This is a genomic window from Cohaesibacter intestini (assembly GCF_003324485.1).
Lineage (GTDB): Bacteria > Pseudomonadota > Alphaproteobacteria > Rhizobiales > Cohaesibacteraceae > Cohaesibacter > Cohaesibacter intestini.
This window is the reverse complement of the sequence record NZ_QODK01000006.1, coordinates 158,593-173,750: the sequence shown is the minus strand read 5'-3', so window position 1 is coordinate 173,750 and position 15,158 is coordinate 158,593. Positions and strand designations below refer to the sequence as shown.

The window sequence follows — 15,158 nt, the reverse complement described above, 5'->3', positions numbered from 1 at the left end:
CAACCGATTCCTCTTTAGAAACGCGGCCACCATGCTTCCTTCTGCCTGCAACGCCAAAGCCTATCTCAATGTGTCCTGCTCCGCCAAGGAACGCCGCTGGGTAGAGCAATTGGATGTGCGACAAATGGAGTTGGCCAGCGCCATCGCTCAAAGCTGCGACATTCCCGAAATTGTCGCGCGCGTGCTGGTCGGGCGCGACCAGACGATGGAAAGCGCAAAGGACTTCCTTGACCCCAGCCTCAAGAGCCTGATGCCGGACCCTTCGGTCATGACCGACATGGATGCGGCCAGCGCCCGGATTGCCCGCTCGATAGAGGCAGGAGACAAGATTGCGATATTCGGCGACTATGATGTTGATGGGGCCACATCCAGTGCTTTGATGGCAAAGTTCCTGCGGCATTGTGGTTGCGAGGCCAATATCTATATCCCGGACCGGATCTTTGAAGGCTATGGCCCCAATCCCGACGCCATTGATCACCTGATTGATGAGGGGCACAAGTTGATCATCACGGTTGATTGTGGCGCCACCTCCTTTGCCGCTCTTGAGCGGGCCAAGGAGCGCGGCACGGATCTGGTGGTGCTGGATCACCATCAGGTTGGGGAAAGCCTGCCCCCATGCACAGCGCTGGTCAATCCGAACCGGCATGACGATGTCAGTGGCCTTGGGCATCTTGCTGCGGTTGGCGTCACCTTCATGACCCTTGTGGCCATCAATCGCACCTTGCGCCAAAGCGGGTTTTACCAATCCCGTTGTGCCCCGCCAGACCTTTTGAGCTGGCTCGATCTGGTAGCGCTTGGCACGGTTTGCGATGTCGTACCGTTGCAAGGTCTCAATCGGGCGTTTGTCGTCAAGGGTCTGATGGTGATCCGGGCCAACAAAAATCGCGGCCTGTCAGCTTTGCAGGCTGTCTCGCGCATTTCCGGACCCGTGACGCCCTATCATCTGGGCTTTCTGCTGGGACCGCGGATCAATGCCGGAGGCCGGATTGGCGACGCGGCCCTTGGTGCCACTTTGTTGACCTGTGATGACGCGGAGCGGGCTGAACATCTGGCGGCCGAGCTTGAGCGTCTCAACAAGGAGCGGCAGGCCCTGGAACAGATCATGCTCGAGGAAGCCATCGCACAGGCCGACCACATCTTGATGTCCGACCCGGATGCAGCTGGGCTTGTAACGTCAAGTCCCGATTGGCATGCGGGCATTGTCGGTCTGTTGGCATCCCGTCTCAAGGAAAGGTTCCGTCGTCCCGCCTTTGCCATTGCCATCAACCCGGATGGAACGGCAACCGGCTCCGGACGCTCGATCCTTGGTACGGATCTGGGGGCCGCAGTCCGCTCGGCTATGGAAGATGGATTGTTGGTCAAGGGGGGCGGCCATGCCATGGCGGCCGGTCTCACCATTCAAAAGGACGATATTGATCCCTTCAAGAGTTATCTCGATCAAAAGCTCCGCACGCAGGTCAAAGAAGCCCGAGCGCTCGATGACCTGAAGATCGACGGGGCGCTAACCGCAAGCGGTGCAACAGAAGATCTGATCCATCTGCTGGAAAAGGCAGGCCCCTTTGGAGCAGGCAATCCTGAACCGGTTTTTGTCTTTCCGTCCCACAAGATCGCTTTTGCCGATGTGGTCGGGCAGGGCGGGCATGTGCGTTGTACCATTGCCAATCAATCGGGCGGCAAACTGAAAGCCATCTGCTTCCGCGCCGCCGACGAGCCGATCGGTGCGATGTTGCTAGACAATCGAGGTCAGACCCTTCATATCGCTGGTAACCTGTCCCTTGACTATTGGCAGGGGCGTCCCTCGGTGCAACTCAGGATTATCGACGCGGCCAAAGTTACGGTCTGATTCCGCTTGCCTCAAACAAGAAGAAGGCGCCGTCCACCATTTCGCGGACCGCGCCTTCTTTCTCATGCTTTAGAGCATTTCATCGACGGGCACATGGCCCGGTGATGTTATTTCAGGAGGCTAATCTGGTCTGTCTCCTCATAAGAAGGCATGTTTTCCAGCTGCTCCTGAGTGAACGGGGTATAGACATGCAGAATACCTTTGGCGTCGGCATAGACATTCAGCTTGTCCGCTTCCAGTTCAATCGGCTTGGTGTTGATGCCAAGGAAACCGCCAACGTCAACGATGTAAGCGTCTACCTGTTCGTCGGAATCCAAAATGACATCGCCGACTTCACCGATTTCATTCAGTTTCTCACCATACACGGCAGTCCCGATCAGCTGTTCGGCACTCAATTTGTTCTGGTCGATCACCAACAAGTTCGCATTGGTCATTTTCTCCACACCGTCACGGTTGAATTCAGGTGCGGATTCAAGCTCTTCCTTGGTGGATGCCATCACCAGACGACGCTCGCCATCCCAACTCATCCATTGCAGGCGGTCGAAATTCACCGCGACGTCTTTTTCGCCCAGACCAATGAACCCACCGACGCCGACAACTGCGGCATCCACGGTGCCGTCACCATCCAGAACGATGTCGTTCACATCACCGATGACCAGATGTTCGCCAGACTCGTTCTTCATCGTTGAATACACGGTCTTGCCCATCAGGCCACTAGCCAGAATCTGGCCCGGCGTGGCAGCCAGATAGCCGTTCTGGCTTTTGGTTGCATCCTTGGATACGTCTTTGGAAAAGATGCTGAACTGCATGGCCGTACCAGCCATGGGCTCGGACATTTCCATCTTGGTACCCTTGTCCATTTCTTTGGTTTTTGCCGTGTTGTCCATCGCATACACGTTGGTCGCCAGCACAGAGGCCAAAGCAGTCGTAGCAACAAGAATATTCTTCATCATCTCTCTCCTTGTATTTATTTGCGAATATCAAGAAAACGAAACGTTTATTTTCAAAAGTAAACGTCATGTCCTCTCGACTTGCAGGAGTAAAACGAACTGGATTGGAGATGGTTCCGAATTTCTGAAATTTTTTATTTTTAAATGAGCGGGAAATTATATGGGAAGTGTGATTTTTGCTTCAAATCCGCTTGAGGGATAGGCGATGTCAACATGGCTACCAACCACTTTGTTGAGGCTGTGTTCGATCAGCACAGACCCAAACCCATTGCGCCTGTCTTCTCTCACCACTGGACCACCACTTTCCTTCCAGAGGATGGTGGCCGCCTGTTCGCCTGATGGCAGACATTGGGCGCTCAAACAGATCTCAAGCCTTCCATCTCTCAAGGAGAGGGCGCCAAATTGCATGGCATTGGTCGCCAGTTCATGCATGACAAGCCCGAGCGCAATGGCCGCATCGGCATTGATGGCGATTGGCTGCCCTTCAATGGACACCTGTTCGGCATAATGGCTGGCATAGGGTTTGACCTGCGTCTTGATCAGACTGACGAGATCGATATCGTCCCATTCCTGATCAGACAACAGACTGTGGGATGTTGCCAGCGCCGCAAGACGGCCTGAAAAGGCACGTGTGAAATGCTCCGGAGACTGGGTGTTGCGCAACGACTGGCTGGCCAGAGACTGAAGGATGGCCAGCATATTCTTCACCCGGTGGTTGACTTCCCGAAGCAACAGGCGTGTCTTTGCCTCATTGCGCTTGCTCTCTGTAAGGTCAATGGCCACACCCAAGACTTTCTTTGGCAGGCCATCTTCGTCCCGTTCGAACAAATGCCCCATCACCATAATGTAGTTGTTGGTGTATCTTGCTCGAAACTCGAAGATCAGGTCTTCTTTCGTGGCATCAATTTTACTCGCTTCTTCCTTCAGGCGAGCCAGATCATTCCGGTCTATATGTTGGAGAAAAGACCGGGTCGTGATGGTGCCGACATCCTTGATGCCCATCAGCTCTCGCATACTCGCATCGCATTCGACGACCTGTTCGCCCTTGTCCCAGCTCCAGGTTGCCACTTGGCCTGCCTTGAGCGCCAACGCATAGCGTATATTGGATCTGGAAAGGTCGAATTTTTCCATCACGCGAGTACGGGCCGACTTTTTCATCTCATATAGCGACGCAACAAGCAGGGTGGAGCGCATCAACTGCTCGTCATCAGGGCCAGAGGCGTCGACCGGAAATACGAGACAAAGACAGCCAATGGCATGAGCCGCGACCGTGATTGGCTCACCCCAGACCTGAAATGGCTGCGTTTCAGACACCAAAAAGGGCGGCTGCCAACCCGCTTGCTTCTTCAGGCAGGCAACGGCAATCATGTCTCTGCCGTCCGCCAGATTAATCTCGCAATCCTTCGTTTTGGCGAAGGCCTGATAGGAAACGGTTGTCGCCCCGACCAGCGCAATGAACGCCTTGTCAGCCCCATTCTGTACGCGGATCAACTCGATCAACGTGTCAAAGTCGGTGTCTGGAATGATGCCGGATCCAGTGATCTGATGCGCAATGCTCAAACGGGCTGGATCTTGCACCAAGGCGCGCTGGTCTTCTGTCAGGTCTGAAAAATGGATCATCCTTTGGGTGGCCTCAAGTCGGAAAATGATCAGCGTTCGGAGTGCTTCGGTCCCACTCGCAACAAACACAATGCCTGTCTGCCGAGGTCCATCATGGATGAGCGTGCGCGCGTGAGTCCTGTTTTTAACGCGCCAAAAGGCCGAAGGTTCCAAACAAAATCAAAAATATTTTCGGCGCATTTCTCGGAACTATGGGCAGCACTTCCGCATTGATTGGGTGTCTGACGAACAACGAAGACGACAGATGTGAAAACTTGATATCGAAAAAGGAGAGTGTGTTATGGCTACTGCTGCCAACAAAACCAATTCTGCCAAAGAAGTTGATCTGAGCAAAGAGATCGAACAGCTTCGCAGTGATATCGAAGGGATCACTGATCTGCTTGCAAAGCACGGAACCGAGGATGTAATCAATCTTCAGGATCGAGCGCGTGGTGCCGCCAAGGTCGCCGTTGAGAAGGCTCAGGATAAACTGACGGACCTCAATGAAGATGTCGGTCGTGCCGAAGCCCGTATGATGCTTGAAATCCGCAAGAAACCGCTCGCCGCCGTCGGGGTGGCCGCAGGTGTCGGTTTTCTGGCAGCCCTCTTGGTGCGTAAGTAAATCATGCAGGCTTTTGTCTCCATATTGGGCGAAATGCTCGGCCCTGGCATGAGGCGAGAGCTCAAGGGCGGTGTCGAGGACGGGCTGCTGATGATGGCAGCCATCCTCGCCGGCCTCTTGGGACTGGCCTTCGCGATGCTCGCATTGTTCATTTGGCTGGAACAGGCTCTTGGCCTGATGCAAGCACTGCTGATCATGGCGGCAATCGCATTTCTTGCCTGCGCGTTGGTCCTTTATGCCCTTGCGAAAAGGCGCAAACGACGGGCGCGCATCCGTGCCGCAGCGCGTTCCGCTACCAGCAGCGATATCGCAACCCTGCAGATCCTTCTGCGGGTGGTTCGTTCATCCCCCTTGCTGATGATGGCGCTGGGAAGCGGCATAGCTGCCGCCGGTTATGTCAGCCGGAAGCGCCCGGACCCCAAATGAACCAGTCACGCACCGGTTCAGTAACCCGAATTTTTATTCGGCATTCCATCGGTTGCGGCGTTCATCGCCCGCAGATCCAGCGTGGAATGCATACTTAGAAAGGACGGAAGATCATGACAGTACAAGCTGTATTGCAAGTGTCCCCCTCGGCGTCCCCCATCAATAACGGCCTTGATGACACCTATCGCAAAGACATGGCCGAAGCCTTGTCCGACATTCTTGGCTCGACCTACAAGCTGACCGTGGTCAGCCACATCTATCACTGGAATGTTGTCGGTCCGCTTTTCAAATCCCTCCACGAACTGACGGAGGATCATTACACCGACCTGTTTGCCGCAACAGACGAGATTGCCGAGCGCATTCGTGCCTTGGATGCGGTTGCTCCGGTGAAGGGCGTGAGCTTTGACAGTTTCACCCCGGATCGAGACGATATCAGCGATCTCAAGGCGCAGGATATGGTGGAAGACCTCATCGCCATGCATGAGGATCTGGTCCGTACAATGCGCCGGGCAGGAAAACTTGCCGGCGTCAACGATGATTTGGTAACGGAGGACATGCTCACTGCGCGGCTCTCCTTCCATGAAAAAGCCCTCTGGATGTTACGCGCCATCGATAGCGAATAGCCATTCCAGCCATCGACCAACGACATAACAACGGCAGTCTGTTCCTTTGAGCCTTCCTGTTGCGTGCAGCATGGAAGGCTTCTTTTTGCCTGTCGGTAACAGCCGCATCATGTTTGGGTACAAAAATAACCCGATGGCCAGAAACGGCCATCGGGTTGATCTGTCATCAAAGGGAGGATTGGGAATATCAGTCACTAACTGGCAAAGGGCTGCGATACCACCGAGGCAGATGAATTGTCAGGTTGGTAGGTTCCGTCTTCATCCAGCGAGAGCAATTCCTGCAAATGGGTACGGGCCCGATTGACCCGGCTTTTGATTGTTCCCACCTTGCAGTCGCAAATGGCTGCGGCCTCTTCATAGGACATGCCCGAAGCTCCCACCAGAATGATCGCCTCGCGTTGATTGTCCGGCAACTGGGCCAGTGCCTGCTGGAAGTCTTTCAGATCCATTTGGCCATGCTGGGCGGGCTGAATGGAAAGATTGTTGGTGAAGGTGCCTTCACTATCCTGTATCTCTCGCCCGGCCTTGCGCATCTGGCTGTAATATTCGTTGCGCAGGATGGTGAATAACCAGGCCCGCATATTGGTGCCGGGTTCAAAGCTGGACTGCTTCGACCACGCTTTCATCACCGTATCCTGAACCAGATCATCGGCCCGATCATGCTTGCCGCACAGCGACATGGCAAAAGCCCGCAGGCTGGGGAGTACGGAAAGCATCTCCCGTTTGAAGCTCATATCCGTCTTTTCCATTGGATCTTTTACCCCTTACCACTTGCATTGGCAGCACGTTCTGCTTCGTCCAGTTGCTCGAGCAAGTCGAGGAAGCGATCCGGAATGGCTTCCTGTTCAGTTTGTGTATAGAGCGCCTTGAGCTTCTGAGCGATGGCACTGTTGGGATCCAGAGCATCTCTGCCCGGTCCCGTCCGTCCCAGCATGTCGGAAGCAGTCAAGATGCCTGGATTTTTGTTTCCGTCTGTCATTTACAACACCTTCTCCGGCCACAAAATTGGCTTGGTCTTGCTTGAAAAACGCCCCATTTGCAAAAAAGTTCCCTTAGGCGTGGAACTTTTTTTCGGCTGGCGAATTGAGACATTATAATCCAATTTCGATTTTCTGATCGATTGCATCAAGGAGACTGTTCCAGATGACGCTTTCTAGCCGTGTTGCCGCGCATCTTCCCCTTCTTCGTCGCTACGCAAGGTCCGTGACGGGATCCCAAACATCCGGAGATGCTTTCGTGGCCGCAACTCTGCAAGCCATGATCGCGGATGTGACACTCTTTCCCGACACTGGCAATGATCGAGTTTCTCTCTACAAGCTGTTTTCCGATCTGTATCGTAGCGCCAATGTTGAGGTACCGCTAGCAAACTCGCCCTTTGGTTGGGAAAGCCGGGCACAGGCCAATTTGCAGAATGTCCCGCCCGTGCCGCGTCAGGCCTTCCTCTTGTCTGTGGTCGAGGACTTCAATCCAGAGGAAATCGCCACGGTCCTGGGGATTGAGAATGAGGCCGTTTCCGGTGTCCTTGCCGAGGCCTCCGAGCTGATTTCCAAGCAGGTTGCAACCGACATCTTGATCATCGAGGATGAACCACTCATCGCCATGGATATCGAGCATATGGTCGAAAGCCTTGGCCATCGCGTCACCGGCATTGCACGCACCCACGCCGAAGCGATGGTGCTTTACAGCAATGACAAGCCCAAAATGGTTCTCGCCGATATCCAGCTCGCCGACGGGTCGTCAGGGATCGATGCCGTCAATGATATTCTGCTCGACAGTGATATTCCGGTGATATTCATCACGGCATATCCGGAACGACTCCTCACCGGTGAGCGCCCTGAACCAACCTTCCTGGTCACCAAGCCCTTCAACGAAGACATGGTGAAGGCACTGATTAGTCAGGCACTGTTTTTTGAGGGAAGGGTATAGTAAAAATACCAAGGAATAGGGAACAATTTCTCCGGTCTGAACGTTACATATATGTATCACAAAGGAGAAATGACATGCTTTATTATGCTTTGGTGTTTTTCGTCGTGGCGATCATCGCAGGCGTGCTTGGGTTTGGTGGTATTGCAGGTGCATCCGCCGGTATTGCTCAAATCCTGTTCTTCCTGTTTCTTGCCTTCCTTGCCGTGTCCGTGATAATGCATCTGGTGCGCGGGCGTTAGGCCTTGATCCCACATAAGAGACCTCAAAAAGCGTTTGTGACAAAGATCACAAACGCTTTTTTCGTATCTGATCGGCATATCCAATCTTTGGAAATGAAATAGTTTTGACCTAACGCTGGGACAAAAACGAAGAAAGACAAAAGAAAACGGAGCCCAAAATGGCTCCGTTTCTTCTCAGACACTCGGTCTGTCACAGTGTGAGAAAGTGTCTATTGCCGCGAAATCCAGTGCTCGATATCGCGTTCGATTTCTTCCTCACGCTTGCCATAGCGTTCCTGCAACTTACCGGCAAGCTGCTTGCGGTTGCCATCGATCACATCCAGTTCGTCGTCAGTCAGGCGACCCCATTCAGCTTGCACCTTGCCTTTGAATTGTTCCCAATTGCCTTCAATCTGATTCCAGTTCATAGCAGATCTCCATTCTTAGTTGGTGATACGGACCACTGCGTGACCCTCATTCAATCAACGTGTGAGAAGGAGCAAAGTTCCTGAATTCAAGTTAAATTTCTGGAATTTGTAGCCTTGGCAACAAAACGCGACTTGCCGGGGATTGAGGCAATTTTAAATGCCAATTTGGTTGCGTAGTTACTATAATCGACCAGTTGCTAGGGACAGTCGGGAAACTTCATGCCCGGGTAGGACTGCCCCGGAAATGGACACTGCATGCACAGACTGATAGCCCCAATTGTCTTCTCGACGGTCATGATAATCGGAACCGGCATTTCGCTCACGCTGTATGATGGCGCTGAGCAGGCACGGGAAATGCGGGCCGAAGATCTCGCCGGCCAGTTGGTTGACCGGGTTTCATTGCGTTTGTCGCAGCATTTTGCCCTGTTGCGTGCAACCAACGCATTTTTCTCCGCATCACCTTCACGCATCAAGCATGAGCGGTTCGCCCGGATGATTGACGGTGTGGGGCTGCAAGAAAACTATCCCGGCCTGCAGGGGATCGGCTTTGCCGAAGCTATATCTGTCGATCAAGATGCCAGCATGAATGCGCTCTTGCAGCGCGACTATGACTATGACGTCAAGGTTTGGCCGGAGACGGATCAGTCCGAGCGCGCAACCATTACCCTGCTTGAACCCCTTGATGCCCGCAACCATGCTGCCATCGGCTACGACATGTTTTCCGAAGCCGTGCGCCGGGAAGCAATTCAGAAAGCATATGAAACCGGAGAGTTGGTCGCATCTGGTCCCGTCGAGCTGGTGCAGGAAATCACGTCGATCAAGCAGTCCGGCTTTTTGGTCTATAGCCGTTATCTCAGCGATCAGTCAAAGCAGACCGAGCGGAGCAAATCCCCCGACGATCAACCGCTCTTGATCGCGCAGAAACCGTTGCGCGGTGTGATCTATGCGCCCTTGAGGGCTGGGGATCTGTTTCTAACGGCTCTTGGTGATCGCCCCCGTCTGCCGATTGCCGTAAAAGCGCAGGATCTGGATGACAAATCCCGGATTCTGTTCGAGTCTGCCTTTTACGATGACAAGGAACGATTTGCATCCCAGGTCACGCGGGTGATCGATGTGGCGGGCAGAAAGTGGGTGCTGGATATTCGGGTGGAACCAAAGACTGCGCTTAACATTCAGGATATCGCACCTTATACGGCGATCGGGCTCTTTTTCCTGATGGCCTCAATGTTGGCCTGGATTACGCATTCGCAATTGAGAGCGGTGCAAACCGCCCACACCATGCAGCGCCTGACCCAGAAGAACCTGTCGGAAAAAGATCTGTTGCTGCAAGAAATGAAGCATCGGATCAAAAACTCCATTGCCCGCATTCTGGCAATGGCGCGGCAAACAGCGCATCATTCCGATGATCTGGATGATTTTTCCGAGAGTTTCACCGCGCGCCTGCAAGCAATGGCCAATGCGCAGGATGCCCTGACACGCTCTCACTGGCAGCGGGCGGATCTGGCGGAGTTGCTAACGCGGGAATTGGGACAGGTACTGGGGGACAGCCAGTATGAGGGTATGATTTCCGGGCCGACAATCGAGCTTGATGAAAGCATGGTACAGGCCTTCGCGCTGACCTTTCATGAGCTTGCCACCAACGCGTTGAAATATAGTGATGTAGCGCAAGACAACACCGCATTGCGGGTCAGTTGGTCGTTGGAGCCCAAAGGCAAGGAACAGATTTTGTCTTTGGTCTGGCAGGAAAGAAGCGAGACACCGGTTGAAGCGCCAAGTCACAAAGGATTTGGCACCAAGCTGATTGATGCCAATATCCGGGGTGAGTTGCGCGGCGCGATTGAGCGGCGTTATGAGGCAAATGGGTTGTTGGTTCTGATCACAGTGCCGATCACGGCGCCGAGGGAGAAAAAATCAGCCCGTTAGAGACGGGCTGGACGGCGGCCGCCTGGTCCCGCAAAAAACCACACAATGAGTCCGAGGAGCGGGAAGAGCAGAATACCCAGAATCCAAAGCAGTTTGACACCCGTGCTTTCATAGCTGCCAATCACCTTGATGATGGCATAGATGTCGAGAAAGAGGATGAGAAGGCCCGCAAGGCCATAGCCGGAAAACATTACACACTCCTGTCGCGTGTCAAAATGGATAATCAGTTTGGGTTGTCGAGACCGCATTCAACACTCAGTCTGATACGACCTCGTCGTTATCACCAAAAATGGGCGGTCAGTCAGCGAGGGTGCGCAGTTCAATCTCACTGATTGCCAGCGCGAAGTTGAGCCCGGTCTGCACCGAAACACTCAACGGTTGCAGGGCAATGGTTTCGCGAGAGCCGCCAATCAGCAGGTTGCCACCAGCCCCCACGCCAACCGTGGCCTGCGCACTGATGCCGCGATAGTCACCTGCCAAAGCGCCGGGGCGATAGCGGTCGGTGGTTGGGGCCAGAACCAGCCACGAGATCACGCCGTGATCGGTCGAGCCAATATCAATGCCGAATTTGTTGATGACGCCGAAATAGGCTTCGTCCGGCACACCGCTTTTGGCCGATTTGAAGGTGCAGGACAGATCCTTGGTTGATTGAATGATAAAGCCCTTGCCACCCTTCACAACGCAATCAAGCTTGCCAATCTCAACACGATCAATCGGTTTTGCCGCGCTGGAAGTCGCAAGAGCAAAAACGGGCAGGGCGGCGAGAAGAAGACTTTTTAGCATGCGATTCATGGTTCGAAACTCCAGATCATTGGTCAACAAATTCGTGTTTGGATCACTAACCTGCGATTAAGCGGTTCGTCGTCCTGTTCGTGTCGTCAACGCGATAGAAACCAAATTGGTTCCCAGAATCTGGACGACAGATGTTGAATATGGGGCATGAGAGAACAGGCTCCGAGGGCAGACATGCCGTTAGTGTCAGAGCTTAAATGTTTGAAAATATGCGCTAAAATTTAATCTGTGCCTGATGTGAGAGATGACAGAATGTCTATCAATATCTCACTATTCAAAGGCTTGGCAAAGCAATGCACGGTGGGGAATTTGTTGGCATCCTGAAACGGATGGTGAGCGGGCAAATGGCCAGAAATGAGGAGCACAGATAGACCGGGCCGTGTTTGCAATGCCTGCTCAATCAACGGCCACGCCAGTCTGTCATCGTTCAAATGCAAATCGCTGATCAGCAGATCAAACCCCTCTTGCGAGACAATGACTGCTTCGGCGTCAGAATAGGTCGGGGCACTCTGCGCCGAGGCACCCAGTGAAGACAACAGACGCTCGGCCAAGTGACGGTCCGACGGATTATCTTCAATGACCAGAGCCCGCAATTCTTGTGCGGAAAAATCGGGTACGACCGTCTCAGGGCATGCGAGCGGAAGGATAAGCCGGATCTTCGTGCCTTTCTCAGGAGCGCTGTCAATCTCGATGTCCCCACCACTTTGCTTTATGAAGCCATATACCATAGCAAGACCAAGACCGGTGCCCGATGAACCATCTGACCGTTCGGAATAAAAGGGTTCAAAAGCCCGCTCCTTGGTGTTGTTCGACATACCGACACCATTGTCACTGACCTCGATATAGGCGTTGCCATTGTCGTCCTGCCCGACTTCCAGTACGATTTTGCCCGATTGATCGATTGCCTGATTGCTGTTGATGCACAAGTTCAGCACGGCATTCTCAAGCTGCCCGGGATCCACCTTGACCATCAGGGGGGAAGGGGCAATCCGCGTTTCAAAACACACGTCTTCTTTCAACCCGACGCTGATCAAGTCCGACAGACCCTCAATCAACTCCGTCAAATCCAGCAATTCCGGTGCCAAAGCCTGCTTGCGGGCAAAGGCCAGCAGCCGTTGAACCAGCGATGTGCCAATTTCCGTTGCATTCTTGATCCGATCAATGAAGTCCTGTGCCTTGTCGCGGTCCGGATGCCGTTCGAACAAATGGATGTTGGCTGTAATGCTGGATAGCACATTGCCGAAATCATGGGCCACTTCACCGCTGACCTTGCCAAGACCTTCGATATGGCGAATTTGCGTGAGCCGTTCCTCGACCCGTTTGCGCTCCGTCGCATCAGAGAACAGCCAAACGCCGCCGCCATCCACCAACGGGCTGTGTCGCACCTCTATGATCGAACCATCCGACCCGGCGAGCACAGAAAAGCCCTCGAAAGCGTCCAGTCTGAGACAGTCCGGAACATCCTCAGCAAAAACAGTTTGGGCGAGCAGACCATCCAGACTTCTGTTGCCGATTGGCTCGCCGTGAGACAGTTTCAAGACGTTGGCAAAGCTGTCATTGACCGCCGTGATCCGGCCGTCCTCAGAGGTAATTGCCACACCATCGGTGATGTTGCCAAAAACGCGCTCAAACAGGGCATTTTTCAGCTTCAGCTGCCTGTTGCTGCGGTCAAGGCGCAAAGTGGTGGCGCGGAATTTTCGGAAGGAATGGATCAGTTTGGCGATCTCGTCATTGGCCGATATCTTGAGGCTCAATTTGGTGCTCCGATCACCGCGGGCCAATCGCACCATGGCATGGGTGATGGCTTCAATATTCGCAGTCACATAGCGCGAAACGAAAAAGGCTGAAGCCAAGGCAATTCCGATGCTCAGTAAGCCGCCAAACAGGATCAGTACCTTGATCACATCGAGATTGTTGGAGGTTTCCCGTCGTCCCTGAGAGAGAAAGTTTTCTGCATTCTCGGCAAAGCGAGCGGAGAGGTCGCTGATATAGACGGCCTGCAATCGAATGCGGAACAAGGCATTTTGCGCCGCCAGCCGATGACTCAATTCACGTCTGCGGATTTCAAACAGGCCTTGGGACCCATCCGCCAACCAAGCCAATCTGGCGATGGCTTTTGTCTGAGATTGTCGCAAGGATCTGTTGCGCATTTGCGTCAGCAGGGTCTGATAGCGGCGATGATATTCCCCGACACCGAGCAAATTCTTGGAATGCGCCGCTCCAGACAGGGCGTTGCTCAAGGCCTGCAGCAGGAACCATGTCGAGCGGTCCCCGTCGATTGCATCATCGGCAATGGCATGGCCATAAAAATCCCGTTCCAGCTTGCGGATGGAATCCACCCGGATCTGCGTCACATTGCGCTCATAGTTCAATCCATTGGCCGACCCGATCAGGTCCTTGGTTGCTGCTTGCATTTGCCCGATGGCATCCGATATTTCTGCCTCATACGCATAGATGGGCGAGGATGCTCCACCCGTCTGTGACGGCCAGTTGCTGACAATATGCTCCAGCGTCGTGATCAGGGACTGGCCTTCTCGGTCGATCAAATACTGGGACCGATAATTGAGCAGGAACGGCGCCGAGGTTGCGATGTCAGACGAGCGTTTGGACAGTTCGAGCGACTTTGCCACTTGCGCCAATGTCTGGCTGTGCAGCGCCTGCATTTGCGTGTTGGCGCGGTCAAGACCATACCATGCGATGGCCCCGACGCTGATGGTGGACAGCGTCAAAAGGGCGAGCGCCATCGACAAACGCCCCTTGATGTCGAGCGGCGGGAGGAAGGTCATCACGCCGTCTCATCGTCAGGCTGTGGCACGAAGACATAGCCTTGGCCGCGACGGGTCTGCAGATGGACAGGTTTGGCTGGTACCGGTTCGATCTTGCGCCTCAGGCGCAAAATGAGCACATCAATGGTCCGGTCAACATAGTGGGACAGATCGCTGCCAATTTCCTCTAGCAGGCGGGGCCGGGAGATGATTTCGTTTGGATGCAGCAGGAAATATTCAAGTAGGCGATATTCCGCGTTTGTCAGGTGGATTTCTTCCCCGTCACCATCAAAGACCTGTCGATTGTCCCGGTCAAGATGACGGCAGCCAAAGGCCAGGATGTCATCGGAGGTCCGAGCCGGAGCTGGTGGCTCGAGCCGGTGGCCGTAGCGACGAAGCACGGCCCGCACGCGGGCAATCAATTCACGCGGATTAAAGGGTTTGAGGATGTAATCGTCCGCCCCTGTTTCAAGCCCGACAATTTTGTCGGTCTCGTCGCCAACGCCCGTCAACATGACAATGGGCAAATCCTGCTTCTGTCGAATGTTCAAGGTCAACGTCAGACCGGATTCTCCTTCAAGACGCAAATCGATCAGGGCAAGATCCAGTTTCGGGTCGCTGCCCAGCGCAATGAAGTCTTCGCTGCCGCGCAAAGGCACCGGTTCAAATCCATTTTCAAACAGCAGGCTGGACAGAGACGCGCGGATCTCCGCATCGTCGTCAACAATGGCGACACGTGCTCTCCTCCCCATCATGTCTTCCATCTCACTCCTCCTGAGACTTGGCTTTCCTGCACCAAGCGGCGCTGAAAACCGGATGGCTGGACGTGACACCCTCCCAAGATGTCACACCTGCCTTCCTCTTTGGTCAGCCATTTGGTTACAGCTTTCAAGCAATTTGGATAGGAATGAAACATTGTTAACACGAATCGTCGTTTCGATAAGATCTGTTAACCGGCGAACAGTCGCATATGCTATCGAGCAAAGGCTAGCCTTCTGACAAGACTTCCTGCGCCTTGGATAGGATATCCGGGATGAGAGAAA

At 53.9% G+C, this 15,158-nt stretch carries 16 protein-coding genes; 7 read left to right on the top strand and 9 right to left on the bottom strand.

Annotation, left to right across the window (positions count from 1 at the left end; all coding sequences use genetic code 11):
* Positions 1-31 precede the first annotated feature (31 nt).
* The gene (recJ, locus tag DSD30_RS18785; RefSeq protein WP_114011274.1) at positions 32-1,843 is read left to right on the top strand and encodes a single-stranded-DNA-specific exonuclease RecJ; all 1,812 of its coding nucleotides are present in this window, start codon (positions 32-34) and stop codon (positions 1,841-1,843) included.
* A 107-nt stretch (positions 1,844-1,950) separates the two neighbouring features.
* On the opposite strand, the gene DSD30_RS18780 is transcribed toward recJ, so the two are convergent.
* Both DSD30_RS18780 and DSD30_RS18775 read right to left on the bottom strand, forming a co-directional pair.
* Positions 1,951-2,793, bottom strand: a complete 843-nt coding sequence (locus tag DSD30_RS18780) for a PRC-barrel domain-containing protein (RefSeq protein ID WP_171021964.1) — start codon at positions 2,791-2,793, stop codon at positions 1,951-1,953.
* Between the two features lie 156 nt (positions 2,794-2,949).
* Positions 2,950-4,413 carry a sensor histidine kinase gene (locus DSD30_RS18775; protein WP_114011272.1) on the bottom strand — a complete coding sequence of 488 codons (1,464 nt, stop codon included), beginning with the start codon at positions 4,411-4,413 and terminating at the stop codon, positions 2,950-2,952.
* 280 nt (positions 4,414-4,693) lie between these two features.
* Here DSD30_RS18775 and DSD30_RS18770 point away from each other — a divergent pair, with 280 nt between their 5' ends.
* The 3 genes from DSD30_RS18770 to DSD30_RS18760 all read left to right on the top strand — a co-directional run bounded on the left by DSD30_RS18770 (position 4,694) and on the right by DSD30_RS18760 (position 6,063).
* The gene (locus tag DSD30_RS18770; protein WP_114011271.1) at positions 4,694-5,014 is read left to right on the top strand and encodes a glycine zipper domain-containing protein; all 321 of its coding nucleotides are present in this window, start codon (positions 4,694-4,696) and stop codon (positions 5,012-5,014) included.
* Between the two features lie 3 nt (positions 5,015-5,017).
* Positions 5,018-5,440, top strand: coding sequence for a phage holin family protein (locus DSD30_RS18765; RefSeq protein WP_114011270.1), 423 nt, complete (start codon positions 5,018-5,020; stop codon positions 5,438-5,440).
* Between the two features lie 113 nt (positions 5,441-5,553).
* Positions 5,554-6,063, top strand: coding sequence for a Dps family protein (locus tag DSD30_RS18760; RefSeq protein ID WP_114011269.1), 510 nt, complete (start codon positions 5,554-5,556; stop codon positions 6,061-6,063).
* A gap of 194 nt (positions 6,064-6,257) precedes the next feature.
* Here DSD30_RS18760 and DSD30_RS18755 read toward each other — a convergent pair whose 3' ends face one another.
* Together DSD30_RS18755 and DSD30_RS18750 are read right to left on the bottom strand one after the other, a co-directional pair.
* A complete protein-coding gene (locus DSD30_RS18755; protein ID WP_114011268.1) occupies positions 6,258-6,812 on the bottom strand; it encodes a sigma-70 family RNA polymerase sigma factor in 555 nt (184 codons plus the stop codon).
* A gap of 8 nt (positions 6,813-6,820) precedes the next feature.
* The gene (locus DSD30_RS18750; RefSeq protein ID WP_157967775.1) at positions 6,821-6,997 is read right to left on the bottom strand and encodes a NepR family anti-sigma factor; all 177 of its coding nucleotides are present in this window, start codon (positions 6,995-6,997) and stop codon (positions 6,821-6,823) included.
* Between the two features lie 209 nt (positions 6,998-7,206).
* On the opposite strand from DSD30_RS18750, the gene DSD30_RS18745 reads away from it, so the two are divergent.
* Together DSD30_RS18745 and DSD30_RS18740 are read left to right on the top strand one after the other, a co-directional pair.
* A complete protein-coding gene (locus DSD30_RS18745) occupies positions 7,207-7,989 on the top strand; it encodes a response regulator (RefSeq protein ID WP_114011266.1) in 783 nt (260 codons plus the stop codon).
* A gap of 74 nt (positions 7,990-8,063) precedes the next feature.
* A complete protein-coding gene (locus DSD30_RS18740) occupies positions 8,064-8,228 on the top strand; it encodes a DUF1328 domain-containing protein (protein WP_114011265.1) in 165 nt (54 codons plus the stop codon).
* Positions 8,229-8,437: 209 nt separating this feature from the next.
* On the opposite strand, the gene DSD30_RS18735 is transcribed toward DSD30_RS18740, so the two are convergent.
* The gene (locus DSD30_RS18735) at positions 8,438-8,635 is read right to left on the bottom strand and encodes a CsbD family protein (protein ID WP_114011264.1); all 198 of its coding nucleotides are present in this window, start codon (positions 8,633-8,635) and stop codon (positions 8,438-8,440) included.
* 255 nt (positions 8,636-8,890) lie between these two features.
* Here DSD30_RS18735 and DSD30_RS18730 point away from each other — a divergent pair, with 255 nt between their 5' ends.
* Positions 8,891-10,558 (top strand): CHASE domain-containing protein, encoded by a 1,668-nt coding sequence (locus tag DSD30_RS18730; RefSeq protein ID WP_114011263.1) that lies wholly within the window; start codon positions 8,891-8,893, stop codon positions 10,556-10,558.
* Here DSD30_RS18730 and DSD30_RS18725 read toward each other — a convergent pair.
* The 4 genes from DSD30_RS18725 to DSD30_RS18710 form a co-directional block, all read right to left on the bottom strand.
* Positions 10,555-10,749, bottom strand: a complete 195-nt coding sequence (locus DSD30_RS18725) for a PLDc N-terminal domain-containing protein (RefSeq protein ID WP_114011262.1) — start codon at positions 10,747-10,749, stop codon at positions 10,555-10,557. The two genes, DSD30_RS18730 and DSD30_RS18725, sit on opposite strands and share 4 nt — an antisense overlap.
* Positions 10,750-10,855: 106 nt before the next feature.
* Positions 10,856-11,350 carry a DUF992 domain-containing protein gene (locus DSD30_RS18720; RefSeq protein ID WP_245418539.1) on the bottom strand — a complete coding sequence of 165 codons (495 nt, stop codon included), beginning with the start codon at positions 11,348-11,350 and terminating at the stop codon, positions 10,856-10,858.
* Positions 11,351-11,571: 221 nt separating this feature from the next.
* Complete coding sequence (locus tag DSD30_RS18715; RefSeq protein ID WP_114011261.1) at positions 11,572-14,136, bottom strand: ATP-binding protein; 2,565 nt, start codon at positions 14,134-14,136, stop codon at positions 11,572-11,574.
* Positions 14,136-14,879 (bottom strand): response regulator, encoded by a 744-nt coding sequence (locus DSD30_RS18710; RefSeq protein WP_198663049.1) that lies wholly within the window; start codon positions 14,877-14,879, stop codon positions 14,136-14,138. The genes DSD30_RS18715 and DSD30_RS18710 overlap by 1 nt, the downstream gene beginning before the upstream one ends.
* Between the last annotated feature and the right edge of the window lie 279 nt (positions 14,880-15,158).

What these genes read in the sequence shown, in the direction of transcription:
- DSD30_RS18740 (WP_114011265.1), top strand. Translation starts at nt 8,064, where the DNA reads ATGCTTTATTATGCTTTGGTGTTTTTCGTCGTGGCGATCATCGCAGGC.
- DSD30_RS18735 (WP_114011264.1), bottom strand. Translation starts at nt 8,635, where the DNA reads ATGAACTGGAATCAGATTGAAGGCAATTGGGAACAATTCAAAGGCAAG.
- DSD30_RS18750 (WP_157967775.1), bottom strand. Translation starts at nt 6,997, where the DNA reads ATGCTGGGACGGACGGGACCGGGCAGAGATGCTCTGGATCCCAACAGT.
- recJ (WP_114011274.1), top strand. Translation starts at nt 32, where the DNA reads ATGCTTCCTTCTGCCTGCAACGCCAAAGCCTATCTCAATGTGTCCTGC.
- DSD30_RS18775 (WP_114011272.1), bottom strand. Translation starts at nt 4,413, where the DNA reads ATGATCCATTTTTCAGACCTGACAGAAGACCAGCGCGCCTTGGTGCAA.
- DSD30_RS18755 (WP_114011268.1), bottom strand. Translation starts at nt 6,812, where the DNA reads ATGGAAAAGACGGATATGAGCTTCAAACGGGAGATGCTTTCCGTACTC.
- DSD30_RS18760 (WP_114011269.1), top strand. Translation starts at nt 5,554, where the DNA reads ATGACAGTACAAGCTGTATTGCAAGTGTCCCCCTCGGCGTCCCCCATC.
- DSD30_RS18770 (WP_114011271.1), top strand. Translation starts at nt 4,694, where the DNA reads ATGGCTACTGCTGCCAACAAAACCAATTCTGCCAAAGAAGTTGATCTG.
- DSD30_RS18730 (WP_114011263.1), top strand. Translation starts at nt 8,891, where the DNA reads ATGCACAGACTGATAGCCCCAATTGTCTTCTCGACGGTCATGATAATC.
- DSD30_RS18780 (WP_171021964.1), bottom strand. Translation starts at nt 2,793, where the DNA reads ATGAAGAATATTCTTGTTGCTACGACTGCTTTGGCCTCTGTGCTGGCG.
- DSD30_RS18720 (WP_245418539.1), bottom strand. Translation starts at nt 11,350, where the DNA reads ATGAATCGCATGCTAAAAAGTCTTCTTCTCGCCGCCCTGCCCGTTTTT.
- DSD30_RS18715 (WP_114011261.1), bottom strand. Translation starts at nt 14,136, where the DNA reads ATGACCTTCCTCCCGCCGCTCGACATCAAGGGGCGTTTGTCGATGGCG.
- DSD30_RS18725 (WP_114011262.1), bottom strand. Translation starts at nt 10,749, where the DNA reads ATGTTTTCCGGCTATGGCCTTGCGGGCCTTCTCATCCTCTTTCTCGAC.
- DSD30_RS18765 (WP_114011270.1), top strand. Translation starts at nt 5,018, where the DNA reads ATGCAGGCTTTTGTCTCCATATTGGGCGAAATGCTCGGCCCTGGCATG.
- DSD30_RS18745 (WP_114011266.1), top strand. Translation starts at nt 7,207, where the DNA reads ATGACGCTTTCTAGCCGTGTTGCCGCGCATCTTCCCCTTCTTCGTCGC.
- DSD30_RS18710 (WP_198663049.1), bottom strand. Translation starts at nt 14,879, where the DNA reads ATGGAAGACATGATGGGGAGGAGAGCACGTGTCGCCATTGTTGACGAC.